12 protein-coding genes, 1 tRNA gene and 2 pseudogenes are annotated in these 17,445 nt (G+C 33.8%); all 15 read left to right on the top strand.

Annotation, left to right across the window (positions count from 1 at the left end; translation table 11 throughout):
- Window positions 1–142 precede the first annotated feature (142 nt).
- The 15 genes and pseudogenes from MN187_RS08460 (at window position 143) to MN187_RS08390 (ending at window position 17,428) form a co-directional block, all read left to right on the top strand.
- Window positions 143–1,873 (top strand): ABC transporter ATP-binding protein, encoded by a 1,731-nt coding sequence (locus MN187_RS08460; RefSeq protein ID WP_242093827.1) that lies wholly within the window; start codon window positions 143–145, stop codon window positions 1,871–1,873.
- Entirely contained in the window at window positions 1,870–3,633 is a 1,764-nt protein-coding gene (locus MN187_RS08455) for an ABC transporter ATP-binding protein (RefSeq protein WP_241699489.1), read from the top strand. The genes MN187_RS08460 and MN187_RS08455 overlap by 4 nt, the downstream gene beginning before the upstream one ends.
- A gap of 197 nt (window positions 3,634–3,830) precedes the next feature.
- On the top strand, window positions 3,831–4,859 hold the full coding sequence (locus MN187_RS08450) for a Gfo/Idh/MocA family protein (protein WP_241699488.1): 1,029 nt from the start codon (window positions 3,831–3,833) through the stop codon (window positions 4,857–4,859).
- A gap of 4 nt (window positions 4,860–4,863) precedes the next feature.
- On the top strand, window positions 4,864–6,159 hold the full coding sequence (locus MN187_RS08445; protein ID WP_117973371.1) for a DEAD/DEAH box helicase: 1,296 nt from the start codon (window positions 4,864–4,866) through the stop codon (window positions 6,157–6,159).
- A gap of 21 nt (window positions 6,160–6,180) precedes the next feature.
- Window positions 6,181–6,507: a PTS sugar transporter subunit IIB gene (locus MN187_RS08440; RefSeq protein ID WP_241699487.1), complete on the top strand. Its 327-nt coding sequence runs from the start codon at window positions 6,181–6,183 to the stop codon at window positions 6,505–6,507.
- Between the two features lie 59 nt (window positions 6,508–6,566).
- A tRNA-Arg gene (locus tag MN187_RS08435) sits at window positions 6,567–6,640 on the top strand.
- 229 nt (window positions 6,641–6,869) lie between these two features.
- Window positions 6,870–7,730, top strand: coding sequence for a BglG family transcription antiterminator LicT (licT, locus tag MN187_RS08430; RefSeq protein ID WP_241699486.1), 861 nt, complete (start codon window positions 6,870–6,872; stop codon window positions 7,728–7,730).
- A 4-nt stretch (window positions 7,731–7,734) separates the two neighbouring features.
- On the top strand, window positions 7,735–9,615 hold the full coding sequence (locus MN187_RS08425) for a beta-glucoside-specific PTS transporter subunit IIABC (protein ID WP_241699485.1): 1,881 nt from the start codon (window positions 7,735–7,737) through the stop codon (window positions 9,613–9,615).
- 12 nt (window positions 9,616–9,627) lie between these two features.
- Entirely contained in the window at window positions 9,628–11,070 is a 1,443-nt protein-coding gene (locus MN187_RS08420) for a glycoside hydrolase family 1 protein (protein ID WP_241699484.1), read from the top strand.
- Between the two features lie 198 nt (window positions 11,071–11,268).
- Window positions 11,269–11,739, top strand: a complete 471-nt coding sequence (locus MN187_RS08415; RefSeq protein WP_256463827.1) for a FeoA family protein — start codon at window positions 11,269–11,271, stop codon at window positions 11,737–11,739.
- 2 nt (window positions 11,740–11,741) lie between these two features.
- A complete protein-coding gene (gene feoB / locus MN187_RS08410; RefSeq protein WP_241699482.1) occupies window positions 11,742–13,886 on the top strand; it encodes a ferrous iron transport protein B in 2,145 nt (714 codons plus the stop codon).
- A 616-nt stretch (window positions 13,887–14,502) separates the two neighbouring features.
- Window positions 14,503–15,471: pseudogene (locus MN187_RS08405) on the top strand (acetylxylan esterase).
- 18 nt (window positions 15,472–15,489) lie between these two features.
- Window positions 15,490–15,884, top strand: a pseudogene (locus MN187_RS08400) (beta/alpha barrel domain-containing protein); the annotation flags it as partial.
- A gap of 56 nt (window positions 15,885–15,940) precedes the next feature.
- The gene (locus MN187_RS08395) at window positions 15,941–16,087 is read left to right on the top strand and encodes a hypothetical protein (RefSeq protein WP_158559448.1); all 147 of its coding nucleotides are present in this window, start codon (window positions 15,941–15,943) and stop codon (window positions 16,085–16,087) included.
- A gap of 540 nt (window positions 16,088–16,627) precedes the next feature.
- Window positions 16,628–17,428: an SDR family oxidoreductase gene (locus MN187_RS08390; RefSeq protein ID WP_242093825.1), complete on the top strand. Its 801-nt coding sequence runs from the start codon at window positions 16,628–16,630 to the stop codon at window positions 17,426–17,428.
- The last annotated feature ends 17 nt before the right edge of the window (window positions 17,429–17,445 follow it).

Genomic DNA, 17,445 nt, shown 5'->3' with positions numbered 1-17,445 from the left:
CATTCATCATGACAAAAAAAGGATAACGATTACATCGAAAAAATAAGATAATTCGCAATAAATCACTGACATTTTAGCCGAAAATCAGTTATGATAAATGAAATGCATTAAATACCTATTAAATGAAAAAGAGGGTGTACAAATGAAAACAATGTGGAATTACGCTATGAAACAAAAAAAGTTATTATTACTAAATTTTTTGTGCGTATTTGGCTTTATTTTAATAGAACTAGGGTTGCCAACTTTACTAGCTAAGATGTTAGATCAGGGTGTCGCAAATAATGATATGTCAGTAGTGAAACAAGTTGGTTGGCAAATGGTATTAGTAACAGCAGTTGGTATTATTCTAAATATTAGTTTAGCCGTGGTAGGTGCAAAACTTAATACGGGAATCATTAAACATATTCGTGAGGATATGATGGAAAATATTCAACGATTTTCTCATAAAGAATATGAAGATTTTGGTATGTCGTCACTGATTACTAGAACAACTAACGACGCGTTTCAAGTGATGAATTTTATGGGTATGATTTTAAGAATGGGATTTATTACCCCCATTATGTTTATTGCAAGCTTGTATATGATTGTTAGGACGAGTCCTTCGTTAACTATATTTGTGTTTATCGGGTTACCATTTTTAATATTAGGTATGTTAGTGATTGCTAAGTTTTCAGAACCACTGTCAAGTCGTCAACAAAAAAATCTTGATAACATAAACCTGATATTGCGTGAGAACTTATCTGGATTAAGAGTGATTCGTGCGTTTGTTAATGAAACATTTGAAGAGAAACGATTTGATAATGTCAACAATGCTTACGCAACAAGTTCAATGAAGTTATTTAAATTAATGGCTTCAGCTCAACCAGCATTTTTCTTTCTATTTAATATTATTATGGTGTTGGTTATCTGGTTTGGGAGTATCCAAATTAATGATGGTAGTTTAGAAGTGGGAAATTTAATCGCATTTATAGAATATATATTCCATGCCTTATTCTCATTTATGTTGTTTGCTTCTGTTTTCATGATGTACCCACGTGCAGCCATTTCAGCTGCTCGTGTACAAGAAGTCTTAGATGTTGAACCTGCTATTCAAGATAATCAATCTGGCATCACAGAAACAAAAACACAAGGTGTCATCGAATTTGATAAGGTATCTTTTGCTTATCCAGGACATAGTGAAAGTCCAGTCATACGAGACGTTAGTTTTACAGCTAATCCAGGAGAAACAATAGCATTTATTGGAAGTACAGGTAGCGGTAAATCCACTTTAATCCAATTAATTCCTAGATTCTATGATGTGAGTCGAGGTTCTATAAAAATTGATGGGGTAGACGTGAGGGATTATAAATTAAAAAGTTTACGAGAAAAAATTGGTTATATCCCTCAAAAAGCAGTGCTTTTTTCTGGGACAATTGCTGATAATTTACGATTTGGTAAGCAAGAGGCAACAGAAGAAGAAATGAAAGAGGCACTAGACATCGCACAAGCAACGGAATTTGTTTCTCAAAAACCACAAGGGTTGTTAGAACCTATAACAGAAGGTGGTTCTAACTTCTCAGGGGGACAAAAACAACGTCTAGCTATTGCACGAGCAATCATTAGAAAGCCTGCTATTTATGTGTTTGATGATAGTTTTTCAGCACTGGATTATCGAACAGATGCCATGCTTCGTCAACGCTTGAAAAAAGAAACAACCGAGTCAACTGTACTTATTGTTGCACAACGAGTTAGTACAATCATGCACGCAGATAAGATTATTGTGCTAAATGAAGGTGACGTTGTTGGCATGGGAACACATAAAGAGTTGTTGAAAACTTGTCAAATTTATTACGATATTGCCTCATCACAATTGACAGAGGAGGAATTAAAATGACACACTCATTGAAACAATTAAAAAGACTGTATCAATATATTTCTCCTTATAAGTTTGGTTTTATTGGAGCACTATTTTTAGCAGTTATTGCAGTAATTATGAATGCTTTATTGCCTTTTGTAACGGGTTTACCAACAACTAAAATAGCTGAAAATATAAAAAATGGTGAGTCGCTTGATTTCAAATATATTTTAAATGTACTCGTTGTCTTATTTTTAATAGGACTAATTTATAGTTTAGCAAGTTTTTTTGCTCAATGGTTTATGACAAAAGTTGTTCAGCACGCAATGAGAGATTTACGAACAGATATTTCACAAAAGATTAATCGATTACCAGTTTCTTATTTCGATACACATCAATTTGGAGATGTTTTATCTCGTGTGACTAATGATGTTGATGCGGTAAGTAACGCGTTGCAACAAGGATTAATCGCTATTGTTAATGCCCTTCTTGGAATTACTATGGCTGTGGTGGCAATGTTAACTATCAATGTAAAGTTAGCATTGTTGGTTATGTTGATTATTCCATTATCTATGATTATTTCTAAATTAGTTGTTCAGTGGTCTCAACCCTACTTTAAACGTCAGCAAGATTCACTGGGTGAGTTGAATGGGTTTGTTCAGGAAAATTTAACAGGGTTTAATGTATTGAAGTTATATGGCCGAGAAGAAGAAACCATTATAGATTTTAAAGATGTCAATCAACGTTTAACAAACAATGGATTTAAAGCAGCAGCAATCTCTGGGTTGATGATGCCATTAGTTAATTTGACAGCTTACAGTGCTTATATAGGAGTTGCTGTATTAGGGTCATTTTATGTGATTTCTGGCACCTTGCTTTTGGGTAACTTACAAGCGTTCATTCAATATGTGTGGCAAATCAGTCAGCCAATGGGACAAATAACCCAATTGTCTTCCATGCTACAAAGTGCTTCTGCTGCCACAAAACGCGTGTTTACGATATTAGATGAACCAGAATCAATCGACAATGAAGTAGATATTCCATTACCTGATGTGATTCGTGGAGATGTTGAGTTTGATAATGTGTCATTTAGTTATCAAGCAGATAGACCACTGATTCAAAATTTTAGTGTATCTGTTAAAAGTGGACAAACAGTGGCAATTGTTGGGCCAACAGGTGCAGGGAAAACAACTTTAATTAATTTGTTGATGCGTTTTTACGATGTGACAGATGGAGCGATTAAAATTGATGGCATTGATACGAAAAAAATGAATCGTAGTGATGTTCGGTCACTCTTTGGAATGGTATTACAAGATGCGTGGCTTTATAACGATACGATTGCTGAAAACATTCGGTTTGGTAAATTAGATGCGACTGATTTTGAAGTAGTTGATGCAGCTAGGACAGCTAACGTAGACCATTTCATTCGAACCATGCCTGGTGGCTATGAAATGGTCATTAACGAAGAAGGTGACAATATTTCGCTAGGTCAGAAACAACTACTTACTATCGCTCGAGCGGTGATTTCTAATCCTAAAATTTTAATATTGGATGAAGCGACTAGTTCGGTTGATACAAGATTAGAAGGACTCATTCAAACAGCAATGGAAAAAGTAATGGAAGGGCGCACAAGTTTTGTGATTGCTCACAGATTATCCACGATACGTGAAGCTGATTTAATTTTAGTGATGGATCAAGGACAGATTATTGAGCAGGGAACACATGAGAGCTTACTAGCGAAAAAGGGGTTTTATGAAAAATTATATAACAGTCAATTTGCAGAAGAGTTAGACGAATAAAAATTAAACCACTTTGTCAGATAATCAATCGTTACTAGTAGACGTAATGGCTATTAGTCAGTATGATTATAGTACAGGTGGTTGTTTATTTTTAATTTAGTCAGACATAAATGAAGGAAAAATGATATACTTTTGACTACGAAGTATCAGGGTTTAAAATGATTTGCGCGATAAAAGAAAATAAAGGGGAATATGTCATGTTGAAACTAGGTGTTATTGGAACGAATTGGATTACTCATGCATTTGTTAATGCAGCCATAAAAAGTGAAGAGTATGAACTTCGTGCAGTATACTCACGAACTAAGGGAAAGGCAGAAAAATTTGCTAGTAAATACGATCATTCAGAGATCATTCATATTATGACTGAGTTATCAGAGTTAAGTGAGTCAGAAGACATTGATGTAGTTTATATAGCGTCTCCTAATAGTTTACATTACGAGCAAGCAAGATTATTGATGACACATGGTAAACATGTCATTGTTGAAAAGCCAGCAGTCTCGACGCTAGAAGAATTAGAAGAATTAATTGATTTGGCTGAAGAAAAAGAAGTGTTCTTTTTTGAAGCGGCAAGACACATACATGAAGATAATTTTCAACGAGTTGCTTCATTTTTGAAAAATAGAGAAGATATACTGGGGGCTAATTTAACGTTTATGAAGTATTCATCACGTTATGATGCTCTTTTACGAGGAGAAGAACCCAATATTTTTTCTGCTAAATACTCGGGTGGAGCCTTAATGGATTTAGGCGTATACTTAGTTTATACAGCAGTAGCTTGGTTTGGTAAGCCAAACTCTGTCTACTATTTTAACCAAAAATTACCTACAGGTGTTGATGGGTTAGGAACAATGATTTTCCGTTATGATACGTTTGATGTGACGATGACTGTTGGAAAAAACGCGGATAGCTTTTTACCATCAGAAGTGTATCTAAGCGATAGTACATTATGTTTAGATGCAGTCAATAGTATTGGTAGTATCATTCAAAAGAAACGAGAAAATAATGACTTGTTAGAAATTAATTTTGGAACAGAGCCATCTGAAGATGTGATGTTAGAAGAAGCAAGAGCATTTGCAAATATTATGGTTAATCCAATGGGCATTAAACAACAAAAAATATACCAAGATTGGGTACAACTTGCCAAAGATGTTCATGGATTGATGGAAACGATGAGAAAAGAATCAGATATTATATTTGCGGCAGACGCAAAAGAAATTAGAGGGTAAACGTATGAGTATGTTAGAATTATTGCCAGAAGTTTGGCAAAAAGAATGGGATAAACAGAGCTACGGGGAACCAACATTAATTCAAAGTACCTTATATCCATTGTTATTAGAAAGTGAAAGTGTATTAGGTATTTCTCCGACAGGATCAGGAAAAACGGTGGCTTATTTGTTGCCGTTACTACAAAAAGTGATTCAAGGAAATGGGAATCAACTCTTAATTATTTTGCCATCACAAGAATTAGCAAGTCAAGTGGCTGACGTCACAAGAGTATGGGCTAAAGGATTGGAATTAAATGTTCAAGCCATTATCGGTGGTGCAAATGTTAAGCGACAAATCGAACGATTAAAAAAACGTCCCGAAGTGTTAGTTGGGACGCCAGGTCGAGTACTTGAATTAATTAAACTAAAAAAAATTAAAGCACATTTAATCCAAACATTAGTCTTGGACGAGGTAGATGATTTATTAAGTGATGCCGATTTTAACTCAACTAAAGGTATTATCAAAAGTGTACAAGCAGATACACAAATTGTGGCAACCTCTGCTACAGGTGAGCAAATATTACCAAGAATGGATACGTTATTTAGAACAGCGTTACGTGTGATTGATGTGACAGAAGAAGATAACACTAAAGGAAGCATTCAACATGGCTTTATTATGACTCCAGTTAGAAAACGTTCTGAAGTATTGCGTCGATTGGCTCATGTAGAGGGATTTAAAGGGTTAGTCTTTTTTAATCAAGTGAGTGAGTTAGGGGCAGTATCTGAGCGATTAAATTATCTAGGTATTAAACATCAAACACTCGCTTCTGATCAACACCAAGTAGAACGAAAACGTGCAATTCATGACTTTGAAACAGGACAAGTATCACTGTTATTAACAACTGATTTAGGAGCTAGAGGATTAGATTTTTCTGATTTGGATTATGTCATTCAGTATGACTTAGCTCAAAGTGTTCCAGATTACATTCACCGTGCAGGACGAGTAGGACGTATGGGAAAACAAGGAACAGTGATTAGTTTAGTTAATGATGGAGAAAAACGAGAACTAAATCGTTTGTATAAAGAAGTCGGAAAAACAGGAACGGAATTTTTTGCAACGCATGGGAGATTAGTAACGGAAAAACCTGATTCACGTTCTGATGAGGAAGAAATAGAAACGCTTAAGCCGATTAAAGAAGAAAAAGTTAAAGCGACAGTTGTTAAAGAAGAAACTGTTCGTGATAAACAAGAAACGCCTAAAAAGAAAAAGAAAAAAAATCGCACCAAAAAGCAAAAGAATAAAGGAGCGAAGTGGAAATAATTTTTTTATGAGGGGGAAGGCATGAAAAAACGGATCGTTTTAGTCTGCTTAGCTGGTATGACTACTAATTTACTAGTAAATCGTATGAGGCGAGCAGCAGATATGAAAGAAAAAGATGTCGATATCGTAGCAATATCAGCATCAGAAGTTGAAAAAGATATTCAAAATGAACAAACAGATATCTATCTTTTAGGACCACAAGTTAGGTATTTAAAAAATGACATCAAACAAGCATTAAATAATTCAGGTATTCCAGTTAAAAATATCGATATGACAGATTATGGCTTGATGGATGGATCTAAAGTATTTGCATATGCTGAAAGATTGTTAGAAGATATAAGTGAATGAAAAAGATATTGTGACTAGACTTTTATCAATAAAAGTGAGAAAATCATAATAGCTTTGATGTCCCTGTAGCTCAGCTGGATAGAGCACCGTCCTCCTAAGACGGGTGTCGTACGTTCAAATCGTATCAGGGACGTTTTATTTTTAATAAATGAATTGAATCATTAATGAATATAATATTATATATGTTTGAATATTGTATGAAAAATTTAAAAATGTGTTGAAGCAAATAAAAACACATGGTATCATGAAATCAAATAAGGATTGTAACTGGTCAAGCAGGCAAAACCTCAGACTAAGGCGTGTTCTCCAAATGGAGATGACGGCTTGTTTGAGGTTTTGTTTTTTTTCTTTTCAGAAAGGAAGTGATAGTCATTAAAATTATCAAGATACTAAATAATAATGCCTTCATTTCTCAAGATGATACAGGGAATGAAGTGGTTGTCATGGGTGTTGGCATAGCATTTGGTAAAAAGAATGGTCAAATAGTCGAGCCAAGTAATCGATACAAAATCTTTTCAAATATTAATTCCAAGATTATTGATCGCTTTAAAAATGTGTTTTCAGATATGCCAGAAGATTATTTAGAAATAACTGAGCGACTTATTTTTGTTATGGAAAAAGAATATGGTAAAAAAATAGACGATATCATTTATGTTTCTTTAACAGAACACCTTCATGGTGCAGTCGAACGTATTAATAAAGGGATTAAGGTTGCTAATCCATTGCTGATGGATATCAAACGCTTATTTAAAGATGAATTTGAAGTGGGCATGCTAGGTGTTAAAGAAGTTAATCAACGATTTGAAGTGGCATTTTCAGAAGATGAAGCTGCCTATATCGCACAACATTTAATAAACGGACAATTAGATAATTTAGTCGATATTAATGATATGTCAAAACTCATGCAAGAAATTATTAATATTATCAAGTTTACATTTCGGATTGAGTTTAATGAAGAATCGATTTATTACTATCGATTTGTGACACATTTAAAATTCTTTGCACAACGGGTTATTGATAAGCAAGTTTACACTAGTGAAAATGACGATATGTTTGATTTGTTTAAAGAAAAGTATGTGGAAAGTTATGAGTGTGTGGTTAAAATCGATAATTATTTATCTAAAAACTATCATTATCATCTTAATTCGGATGAACAATTGTATTTGTTGTTACATATAGAAAAAATTACAAAAAATGCGAAAATAACAAGCGAGGAAGGTTAAGAAAATGGATTATCAAAAAGTAGCATCGGATATTTTGAAAGAAGTCGGTGGGGAGAAAAATGTGATTAGTGTAGTACATTGTATGACACGTTTAAGATTTGTGTTAAAAGATGAGTCGATTGTAGATGATGCTAAAGTGGAGGGGATAAAAGGCGTTCTTGGTATTATGAAAAAAGGTGGACAATATCAAATTATTATTGGAAATGAAGTGGGTGCTGTCTACAAAGAAGTGGTTAAATTAGGAAACTTTAAAACAGAAAACAGTGACGATACACCTAAAAAAGATAATGATGAAGGGATTTTTTCTAAAATACTAGATGTTATCTCTGGCTGTATGGCACCAGTTATTCCTGCACTGATTGGTGCGGCGATGATTAAAGTGCTTTTAACTGTGTTACCAATGATTGGTTGGTTAAGTGAGGGAAGTCAGACTTACCAATTATTATCTGTTATTGGAGATGGAGCGTTTTTCTTCATGCCAATTTTAATTGGTATGTCAGCGGCATCTAAATTTAAAACCAATCCTTATTATGCTGCAACACTAGCTGCTATTATGTTGCATCCAAATTTTATTACTTTGATGAATACAGCAAAAGATGCTGGTGAAACTGTTAAATTCTTTAATATTATTCCTGTCACTTATGCAAACTATGCGTATTCCGTTATTCCAATTATTTTAACAGTGTGGTTATTATCTTATATTGAACCATTCGTGGATAAAATTACACCAACTATTACGAAAAACTTTTTAAAACCGATGTTAGTATTACTGATTGCAGCACCAATTGCTTTAGTTATTGTTGGACCAATTGGGGCTATTATAGGTAATGTTTTATCAGACGTGATATACTTTATCCATGATAAACTAGGGTTTATTGCAGTAGGGTTAGTTGCAGGAATTTACCCATTTATCGTTATGGTAGGAATGCACCATGTCTTTACACCAATTAAGTTGAGTATGATTGCCACAACAGGTTATGAAGCCTTTATGTGTATTGCTGAATTATGTTCGAACTTAGCGCAAGGTGGGGCATCATTAGCCGTTGCGATTAAATCTAAAAATAAAGATTTGAAACAAGTTGCCGGTTCTTCAGCTTTTTCGGCGCTACTTGCAGGGATTACTGAGCCAGCTTTGTATGGGGTAACCGTTCGATTAAAACGTCCAATGCTAGGAGCTTGTATTGGAGCAGCAACTGGTGGGATTATTGGTGGATTGTTCCAATTAAAAGCTTATGGTATTGCCACACCAGCTATCATTACGTTCCCTCAATATATTGAAAAAGGCAATAGTGCGTCAATCTTTTACGCTTTAATTACGATGGGAGTGACTATCGTAGTTTCATTTATCGCTACTTATTTACTCGGGTTTGAAGACATTAAAGACGATTCTTATGAAGAAGAAGTAGAAGAAGCAACGGTTGAACCATTAAACCAAATTAAAGATGTTTATAGCCCTTTACAAGGTGAAGCAATTGAATTAGCGAAAGTAAATGATAAAACATTTGCAGATAATCTATTGGGACAAGGGATAGCCATTATTCCTGAAAAGGGAGAAGTCGTAGCACCGTGCGATGGGACGATTGATGTCTTTTTTGAAACAGGGCATGCGATTGGGCTTAAATCAACAACAGGATTGGATATATTAATTCATGTTGGACTTGAAACAGTCAACTTAAATGGCGAACATTTTTCACCACAAGTTCATGTTGGTGATAAAGTGAAAACAGGTGACGTGTTACTTAAATTTGATTTAGAAAAAATCAAAGAAAAAGGCTATGATACAACAACCCCTGTAGTAATTACTAATTCAAATGATTTTAAAGAAGTTAACGTAGATAAAACTGGTTCAGTTAATGAATCAGATAAAATATTGACAATAATTTAATGAGGTGAAAACATGACAAAGTATCAAGTACCAAAAGATTTTTTATGGGGTAGCGCATCGGCAGCTTATCAAATCGAAGGGGCACATTTAGAAGATGGAAAAGGTGTGTCAAACTGGGACGAATTTGTTAAAATTCCAGGAAAAACTTTTGAGGGATCTACTGGTGAAACTGCAGTGGATCATTACCACCGCTACAAAGAAGACATTAAATTAATGGCTGACATGGGATTAAAAACCTATCGTTTCTCTATTGCTTGGACAAGAATATTTCCAACAGGACGTGGCGAAGTAAATAAAAAAGGACTTGAATTTTATCAAAATATCGTAGACGAGTGCTTAAAATACGGCATTGAGCCCATGATTACTTTGTATCATTGGGATATTCCTCAATCCTTAGTTGAAGAGTATGGTGGATGGGAAAATCCAAAAGTCATTGATGATTTTGTTAACTACTCAACATTTTTATTTGAACAGTTTAAAGGAAAAGTTAATTATTGGATTACGATGAACGAGCAAAATATTTTTACATCTTTAGGGTGGTTAACTGCATTACATCCACCAGGAAAATTTGATGATCAAAAAACATTTTACCAAGTCAATCACCATGCTTTTTTAGCACATGCTAAAACTGTTATTGCGTTCAAAGACATTATTCCTGATGGGCAAATTGGGGCAAGTTTTGCTTATAGTCCCAGTTATGCTCTAGATTGTAATCCTGATAACGCTATGTCAAAAGTTGACTTTGATAATTTGAAAAACTTTTGGTGGATGGATGTTTATGCGTATGGTCGTTATCCTAAAAATGCTATGACTTATCTAGAAAAACAAGGTGTTGCCCCAGCTGTCACAAAAGAAGATGAAAGCTTATTTAAAAAAGCTGCTTCTTTAATTGATTTTATGGGTGTTAACTATTACCAGACAACAGTTTGTGAATACAATGATTTAGATGGTGTAACACCATATGCGAAAATGAATACAACAGGTGTCAAAGGAACGAATGAGCAAACGGGTATTCCAGGGGTATATAAAACAGCTAATAATCCTTATTTAGCTACAACAGACTGGGATTGGACGATTGATCCTGAAGGGTTACGTTATGCATGTAAAGAAATTACAAGTCGCTATAATTTGCCAATTGTTATTTCGGAAAATGGATTAGGTGCCTTTGATACATTGGAAAGTGATGGTAGCATTCATGATCCTTATCGTATTTCATTCTTAGAAGAACATGTAAAAGAAGTGATTAAAGCCATTGATGAAGGCTGTGATGTGATTGCGTACTGTACATGGTCATTTACAGATTTACTAAGTTGGTTAAATGGTTATCAAAAACGTTATGGTTTTGTATATGTTGATCGTGACGAAAAGGGTGGTAGCTTAAAACGATATAAAAAAGATAGTTACTACTGGTATGAAAAAGTGATTAAAACAAATGGTGCCAGTTTGTTTGAGTAATTCATTATTATCCTATGACATGATTGCTTTAAGTAGTCATGTTGTAGGATTTTTTATTGGCTTGTTATTTAAAAAAAATATAAATGATTTTTTTCACAATATAGATTGACGCTCATTCCTGACAAGTGTATGATTAGTTTATTAAATGAGAATGGTTTTCATTATTGATTAATAGAAAAAATAAACATAGGTGAAAAAATGAAAAAATTGAAGGATTGTCAGATGAATAAAGTCTATCAATTTGTTGCGTTTAATGGTCAAGAATCTCATGGAAAACATTTAAAAAATTTGGGATTACTACCAGGAACAGAGATGGTATTATTATCGAATAAAAAAAATCAACCATTTATTGTTCTATTTAAAGGGACAAAAATAGGAATAGATGATACTATTGCAGAATTTATCCAAGTTAGTGAAGATATAGAAAAAAATTCTACCAATCTTAAAACATTGGATGAAATTGGTATTGGAAAACATGCACAAGTAATTGATTTTACTGCAAGCGGCGCATTAAAACGGCGATTAATGGATATGGGATTAACAAAGGGTGTACTTATTCAGGTAAAACAATATGCTCCTTTAGGTGATCCGATTGAAATGACGGTCAGAGGATATGAACTCAGCTTGAGGAAACAAGAAGCATCACTAATTTTGGTTAAAGAGGTGTAGCTATGACAAAAAAACAAATCGCATTAGTCGGAAATCCTAATAGTGGAAAAACGAGTTTGTTTAACGAGTTAACAGGGGCTAATCAATCAGTAGGGAACTGGCCAGGTGTGACAGTAGAAAAAAAAGAAGGTAAACTAAAAAAGAATACAGATATCGTGTTACAAGATTTACCAGGCATTTATTCTTTATCACCTTATACACCAGAAGAAGTGGTGGCACGGGATTATCTGTTGGAAGGTAACCCTTCAGGTATACTAAATATCGTTGATGCAAGTAACTTAGAAAGAAATCTTTATTTAACGACACAGTTGTTAGAATTAGGCATTCCCATGATTCTATCATTAAATATGATGGATGTGGTTGAGAAAAAAGGCATTCGATTAAACGAAGAAAAACTGTCATATTCTTTAGGGATCCCTGTAGTAAAAATGAGTGTGACTAAAAAAGAAGGATTGGTTAATGCCCTTGTAGAAATAGACAAGCTATTTGTTCATGGAAGAATTCCCGATTTTCCTCTATATGACAATCGATTAGAAGTAGCTTTGTCTGAAATTAGTGAATTGTTACCAGAGAGTATACCAATTCATCAAAAAAGATGGTACAGTATCAAGTTATTTGAAAGAGATCAAACAGTTTGTTCACGAAACATCATGACTGATAACGTGAAAAAAGAAATTGAAGACATTATCAGTATGACAGAAGAAATTATTGGAGACGATAGTGAGAGTATTATTATCAATGAACGATATAATTATATCAGTCAAATTGTCAGTTTGTGTTGTGTGAAAGAGATAGATTACAAATTAAGTATGAGTGATCGAATTGATAAAATAGTAACGAATAGATGGCTCGCTTTACCAATCTTTGCGTTTGTGATGTGGTTAGTTTATTATTTATCCATCCAAACCATTGGAACGATTGGGACTGACTGGTTAAATGATGTATTATTTGGAGAAATTGTTCCAGATAATGTCACCAAGTTAATGGAGATGCTGGCTATTGCCCCCTGGCTACAATCGCTTGTTCGTGATGGAATTATTGCCGGAGTAGGTGCGGTACTAGGATTTTTACCACAGTTAATGGTCCTGTTTTTATGTTTATCACTACTAGAAGATTGTGGATACATGTCACGTATCGCTTTTGTCATGGACCGATTTTTCAGACGTTTTGGTTTATCTGGCAAATCATTCATTCCAATGTTGATTTCAACCGGTTGTGGTGTTCCAGGAGTGATGGCTTGTCGAACAATAGAAAATGAAAAAGATCGACGTATGACGATTATGACCACAACGTTTATGCCATGTTCAGCTAAATTACCTATTATTGGTCTTATTGCAGGTGCTTTTTTCCCACATAGTTCTTGGGTTGCACCATCAGCCTATTTTGTAGGGATAGGGTCCATTGTTTTATCCGGTATTATATTAAAGAAAACGGCATTATTCAGTGGAGACACAGCGCCATTTATTATGGAATTACCTGATTATCACATGCCAAGATTTCAAAACAGTTTTAGACAAATGATTGAGCGCTCAAAATCTTTTGTGAAAAAAGCAGGAACGATTATTTTTGCGAGTTCCGTTATTATTTGGTTTTTATCTTCATTTAACTTTAGAGGACAAATGGTAGAAACAGATCAAAGTATTTTAGCCTTTTTAGGTCAATCAGTAGCATTTGTTTTTGCTCCACTTGGATGGGGAAGTTGGGAAACAACAGTAGCAACGATAACAGGACTTGTTGCAAAAGAAAACGTCGTAGGAACGTTTGGTATTTTATATGGTCACATGAAAGAAGTATCAGAAACTGGAAAGGAATACTGGCCATTATTAAGTGCTAGTTTAACACCAGTAGCTGGATATTCATTTTTATTATTTAATCTATTATGTGCACCATGTTTTGCTGCGATTGGGGCCATACGTCGAGAAATGAATGATTGGAGATGGACAACGCTGGCGATAAGTTATCAATGTCTATTAGCTTATGTCGTTAGTTTAGTTGTTTATCAATTTGGTCATTTCCTATTTGAAGATGGCACATTTGGTATAGGACAAGTTGTAGCAAGTATGTTAGTTATTGGTCTGATTATATTAATAACAAGAAAACCTAGAAAAGAAAAATTAGTCGGTGTAGAAGGTATCAGTATATTATAGGAGTGATAGTATGGGCACAATTATTTTAGCTGGGATTATTTTTTTAGGAGTAGCTAGGGTTGTATATAAGTATGGTGTAAAAAAAGAAAAAACATGCGATTGTTCTTCGGCGGACTGTCCGATAAAAAAGAATTAGCTTAGATAAATAAGGTATCGTTATAGTCCCTTACGTTAATTATTCACGTGAGGGATGCGTTATTTAAAAAGGTAAACGCATAGAAAAATAGGTTTTATATTAAAGGCAGAGGCAAAAAGATTGGATAGGTAAAAATGGATATTTTTCAATTTAGTTATTTCATGAGAGTGGTAGAATCAAGTGGAAGCTTGACATTGGCTTCAAAAAAGCAAATATCTCTTAATCATCGCTTAGTCAAATTATCTCTAACTTTGAAAAATCAAAAAATATTGAAAATATCTTTCTCAAGGCAGGTCAAATCGTTTGGTAAGCTAATAAACTTAAAAGTGTAAAAGAGATACATGTGAAAATACTGAATGACTATAGAAAAGTTGTTTTACCAGAGTTATAGAAGTTAAATAGATAATAAAGTATAAAATACTGAAAATTATTTTCTTTTAATATATTGATAATTGCGAATGATTCCAAAGGAGCGTTTTTATGTCGGAAATAATGTCGTTAAATGAAATGAAGCTATACAAGGGTAGTAGAGATAAGCCGAATGATTTTGATTATTTTTTGGAAAAACAGATTAGACACTTAAATTCTAAAAATGATTATACGTTATATAAATGTCATTTTATGATTGATTATGTTGACTGTTATGATTGAACAATACAAATGGAGAATAATTCAAGTACTTATTGCAAGGTATTAAAACCACTTGGTAAAGGTTCATTTTCAGTAGTGTGTCATTTTCATGGTTATCAGGGACAAAGCAGTGATTGATCAGAATATTTCAAATATATATTAGCAAGGTATGCCGTTGTAGCGATGGATGTTAGGGGACAAGTAGACAAGTCAGTTGATGGTAATTACTTTAAAGGAAATACAGTGAAAGGTCACATTGTTCGCGGGATGTCTGACACTCCAAACGATTTATTTTTTAAAGACATTTTTCTCGATGTGTATCGTGTCATAGAGTTAGTATCAACTTTTTATTGGGTAGGTACGTATAATTTAACAACATTAGGTGCGTTACAAGGAGGTGCATTAGCATTAGTAGGTGGGGCTTTGAATAATAAAATAAAAAAAGTTATTACGATCTATCCATTTTTGTCTAACTTTTCTCGTGTGTTAGAACTAGAGCTATCATGTGAACCTTATGATGAGTTATTCCGATATTTTAAATTTAAGGATTATTTTTACATGACTGAACAGAATATTCTGTCTAGTTTGGATTATATAGATGTTAAAAGCTTTTCTAGTTTAATTAATGATGACGTGAAGTTAGTGACAGGATTAAGAGATGATATTTGTTTACCATCGACTCAATATGCGATTGTTAATCATTTGAAGATATCATATGAATATATTATCTTACCAGAATATGGACATGAAGCAATAAATGTATTTATGCATGATAAAATAATGAACTTGATTACCGGTGACAAGATAGGAGAACAATAGTATGGATACTAGTAAGCAATAGAAAAAGGGTTGATAGTGTCTTGTCAGGCATTAGAAAACGACCCTTTACACAGTTCGTTCATTATGTCACGTCAGCGAAAGAATCAGGAGCTGTCTGGATTAGGGCTAATTCGGTGGTAGATATTCAAGCCATACAAGACACGGTTGATTTACCGATAAATGGGATTATTAAAAAAATTTATGAAGATAGTGAGGTATTTATTACTCCTACATTGAAAGAAGTGAGAGCTGTTTGTGCAACGGGTTTAGAAATTGTAGCGATAGATGGAACAACACGAGAACGATCAAATAGTGAAAAGCTTAGTGATATCGTGACAGCTATCAGACAAGAATACCCCATGACATTTTTGATGGCTGATACAGCTTCTTTAGAAGATGCTAAATATGCGGAAGCTCAGGCGAGTGTATCTATCAAACAGTAGAGGAAAGAAAAGAAGTTCTAGCAAATATGATGAAAGCTATTTTGAAAAAAAGAGGAATTAATATTGGAAATGTAAGACATCCTTTACCAACAATGACTTTAGAGGATAAAAACATTGTGGAAGAGTCATATCATATGATTCGAGAAGCGATTAAATATGTAGAAACAGTGTAAGCATGATGGAACTAGAAAAGTTGACTTTGTAACAATTTTTCTAGTTCTTATTTATTTTTTTTTAGGTATAGTGTAGAATGAATTGGTTCAGTATTTTTTTATAATATTTGGTGAGGTTATTTTTATTAAGTAACATCAATCAAATAAACACCGATAAACTAACGTTATTTAGCCGAATAATATTATATATAGTTATCATCTGACTATAACCTAAAAATACTTACCTATTTTTAGGTTATTATTTTTCACAAGGTTTAAGTTGGGATGAATAGAAAGTTAAAAGATTAGATGTTAGAAAAAATGTCAGTATAAGTTTTATTTCATAGAGAGTCTAGTATAATAAGTTAGCCAAAAAAACGCCTCTTGTTAGTAAAAAAGAGAGGCGTTTTTATTTTCTTTACCTATTTTTTAAAAGCTATCTTTCTTATTGTCTTGTATAAATTAATATCGACTATTTTATTTTTGTGAAAAAAATGTTGTATTAATTTATTTAAAAAATCGTTCTATACTTTATTTATCAAAGAAGTAGGAGTGGTAAAGATGAGTCAATGGTTAAACACAATGGGAAAAGTAGCAATTGTTACAGGGGGATCTTCAGGTATTGGTGCAGCAATTGTGAAAGCGTTATTAGATGAAGATGTTAAAGTAGCTAATTTTGATTTATCTGAAGGTAAAGAAAAACATGAAAACTTGTTATTTTTACCAGTAGATGTGTCAAACAGAGAACAAGTTGAGTCTGCAGTAGATAAAGTAGTGGAAACATTTGGAACAGTAGACTGTTTGGTGAACAATGCAGGAATTAATATTCCTAGATTGTTAGTTGATGCAAAAGAATCACATAGTGATTATGAACTATCAGACGCGATTTTTGACAAAATGGTTGCAGTAAACCAAAAAGGGGTTTACTTAATGAGTCAAGCTGTTGGTCGTATTTTAGTTGCAAAACAATCAGGCGTGATTATTAATATGTCATCTGAAAGCGGATTAGAAGGATCAGAAGGACAAAGTTGTTATGCTGCAACAAAAGCCGCAGTGAATAGTTTTACTCGTTCTTGGTCAAAAGAACTTGGAAAACAAGGTGTGCGTGTTGTCGGTATTGCACCAGGGATTATGGAAGAAACAGGATTAAGAACATTATCTTATGAAACAGCATTAGCTTACACAAGAAATATTACAGTAGATGAGTTAAGAGCTGGTTATAGTAAAACAAGCACCATTCCACTAGGCCGAAGTGGAAAATTATCTGAAGTAGCAGATTTAGTATGTTACTTCATGTCTGACAGAGCAAGTTATGTTACAGGGGTAACCACTAATGTTGCTGGAGGTAAAACAAGAGGATAAAGAAGTGAGGGGTTCAC

This window comes from Vagococcus sp. CY52-2, assembly GCF_022655055.1.
Lineage (GTDB): Bacteria > Bacillota > Bacilli > Lactobacillales > Vagococcaceae > Vagococcus.
Note: the sequence above shows the minus strand (reverse complement) of the source record. Positions and strands in the feature narration are given on the sequence as shown.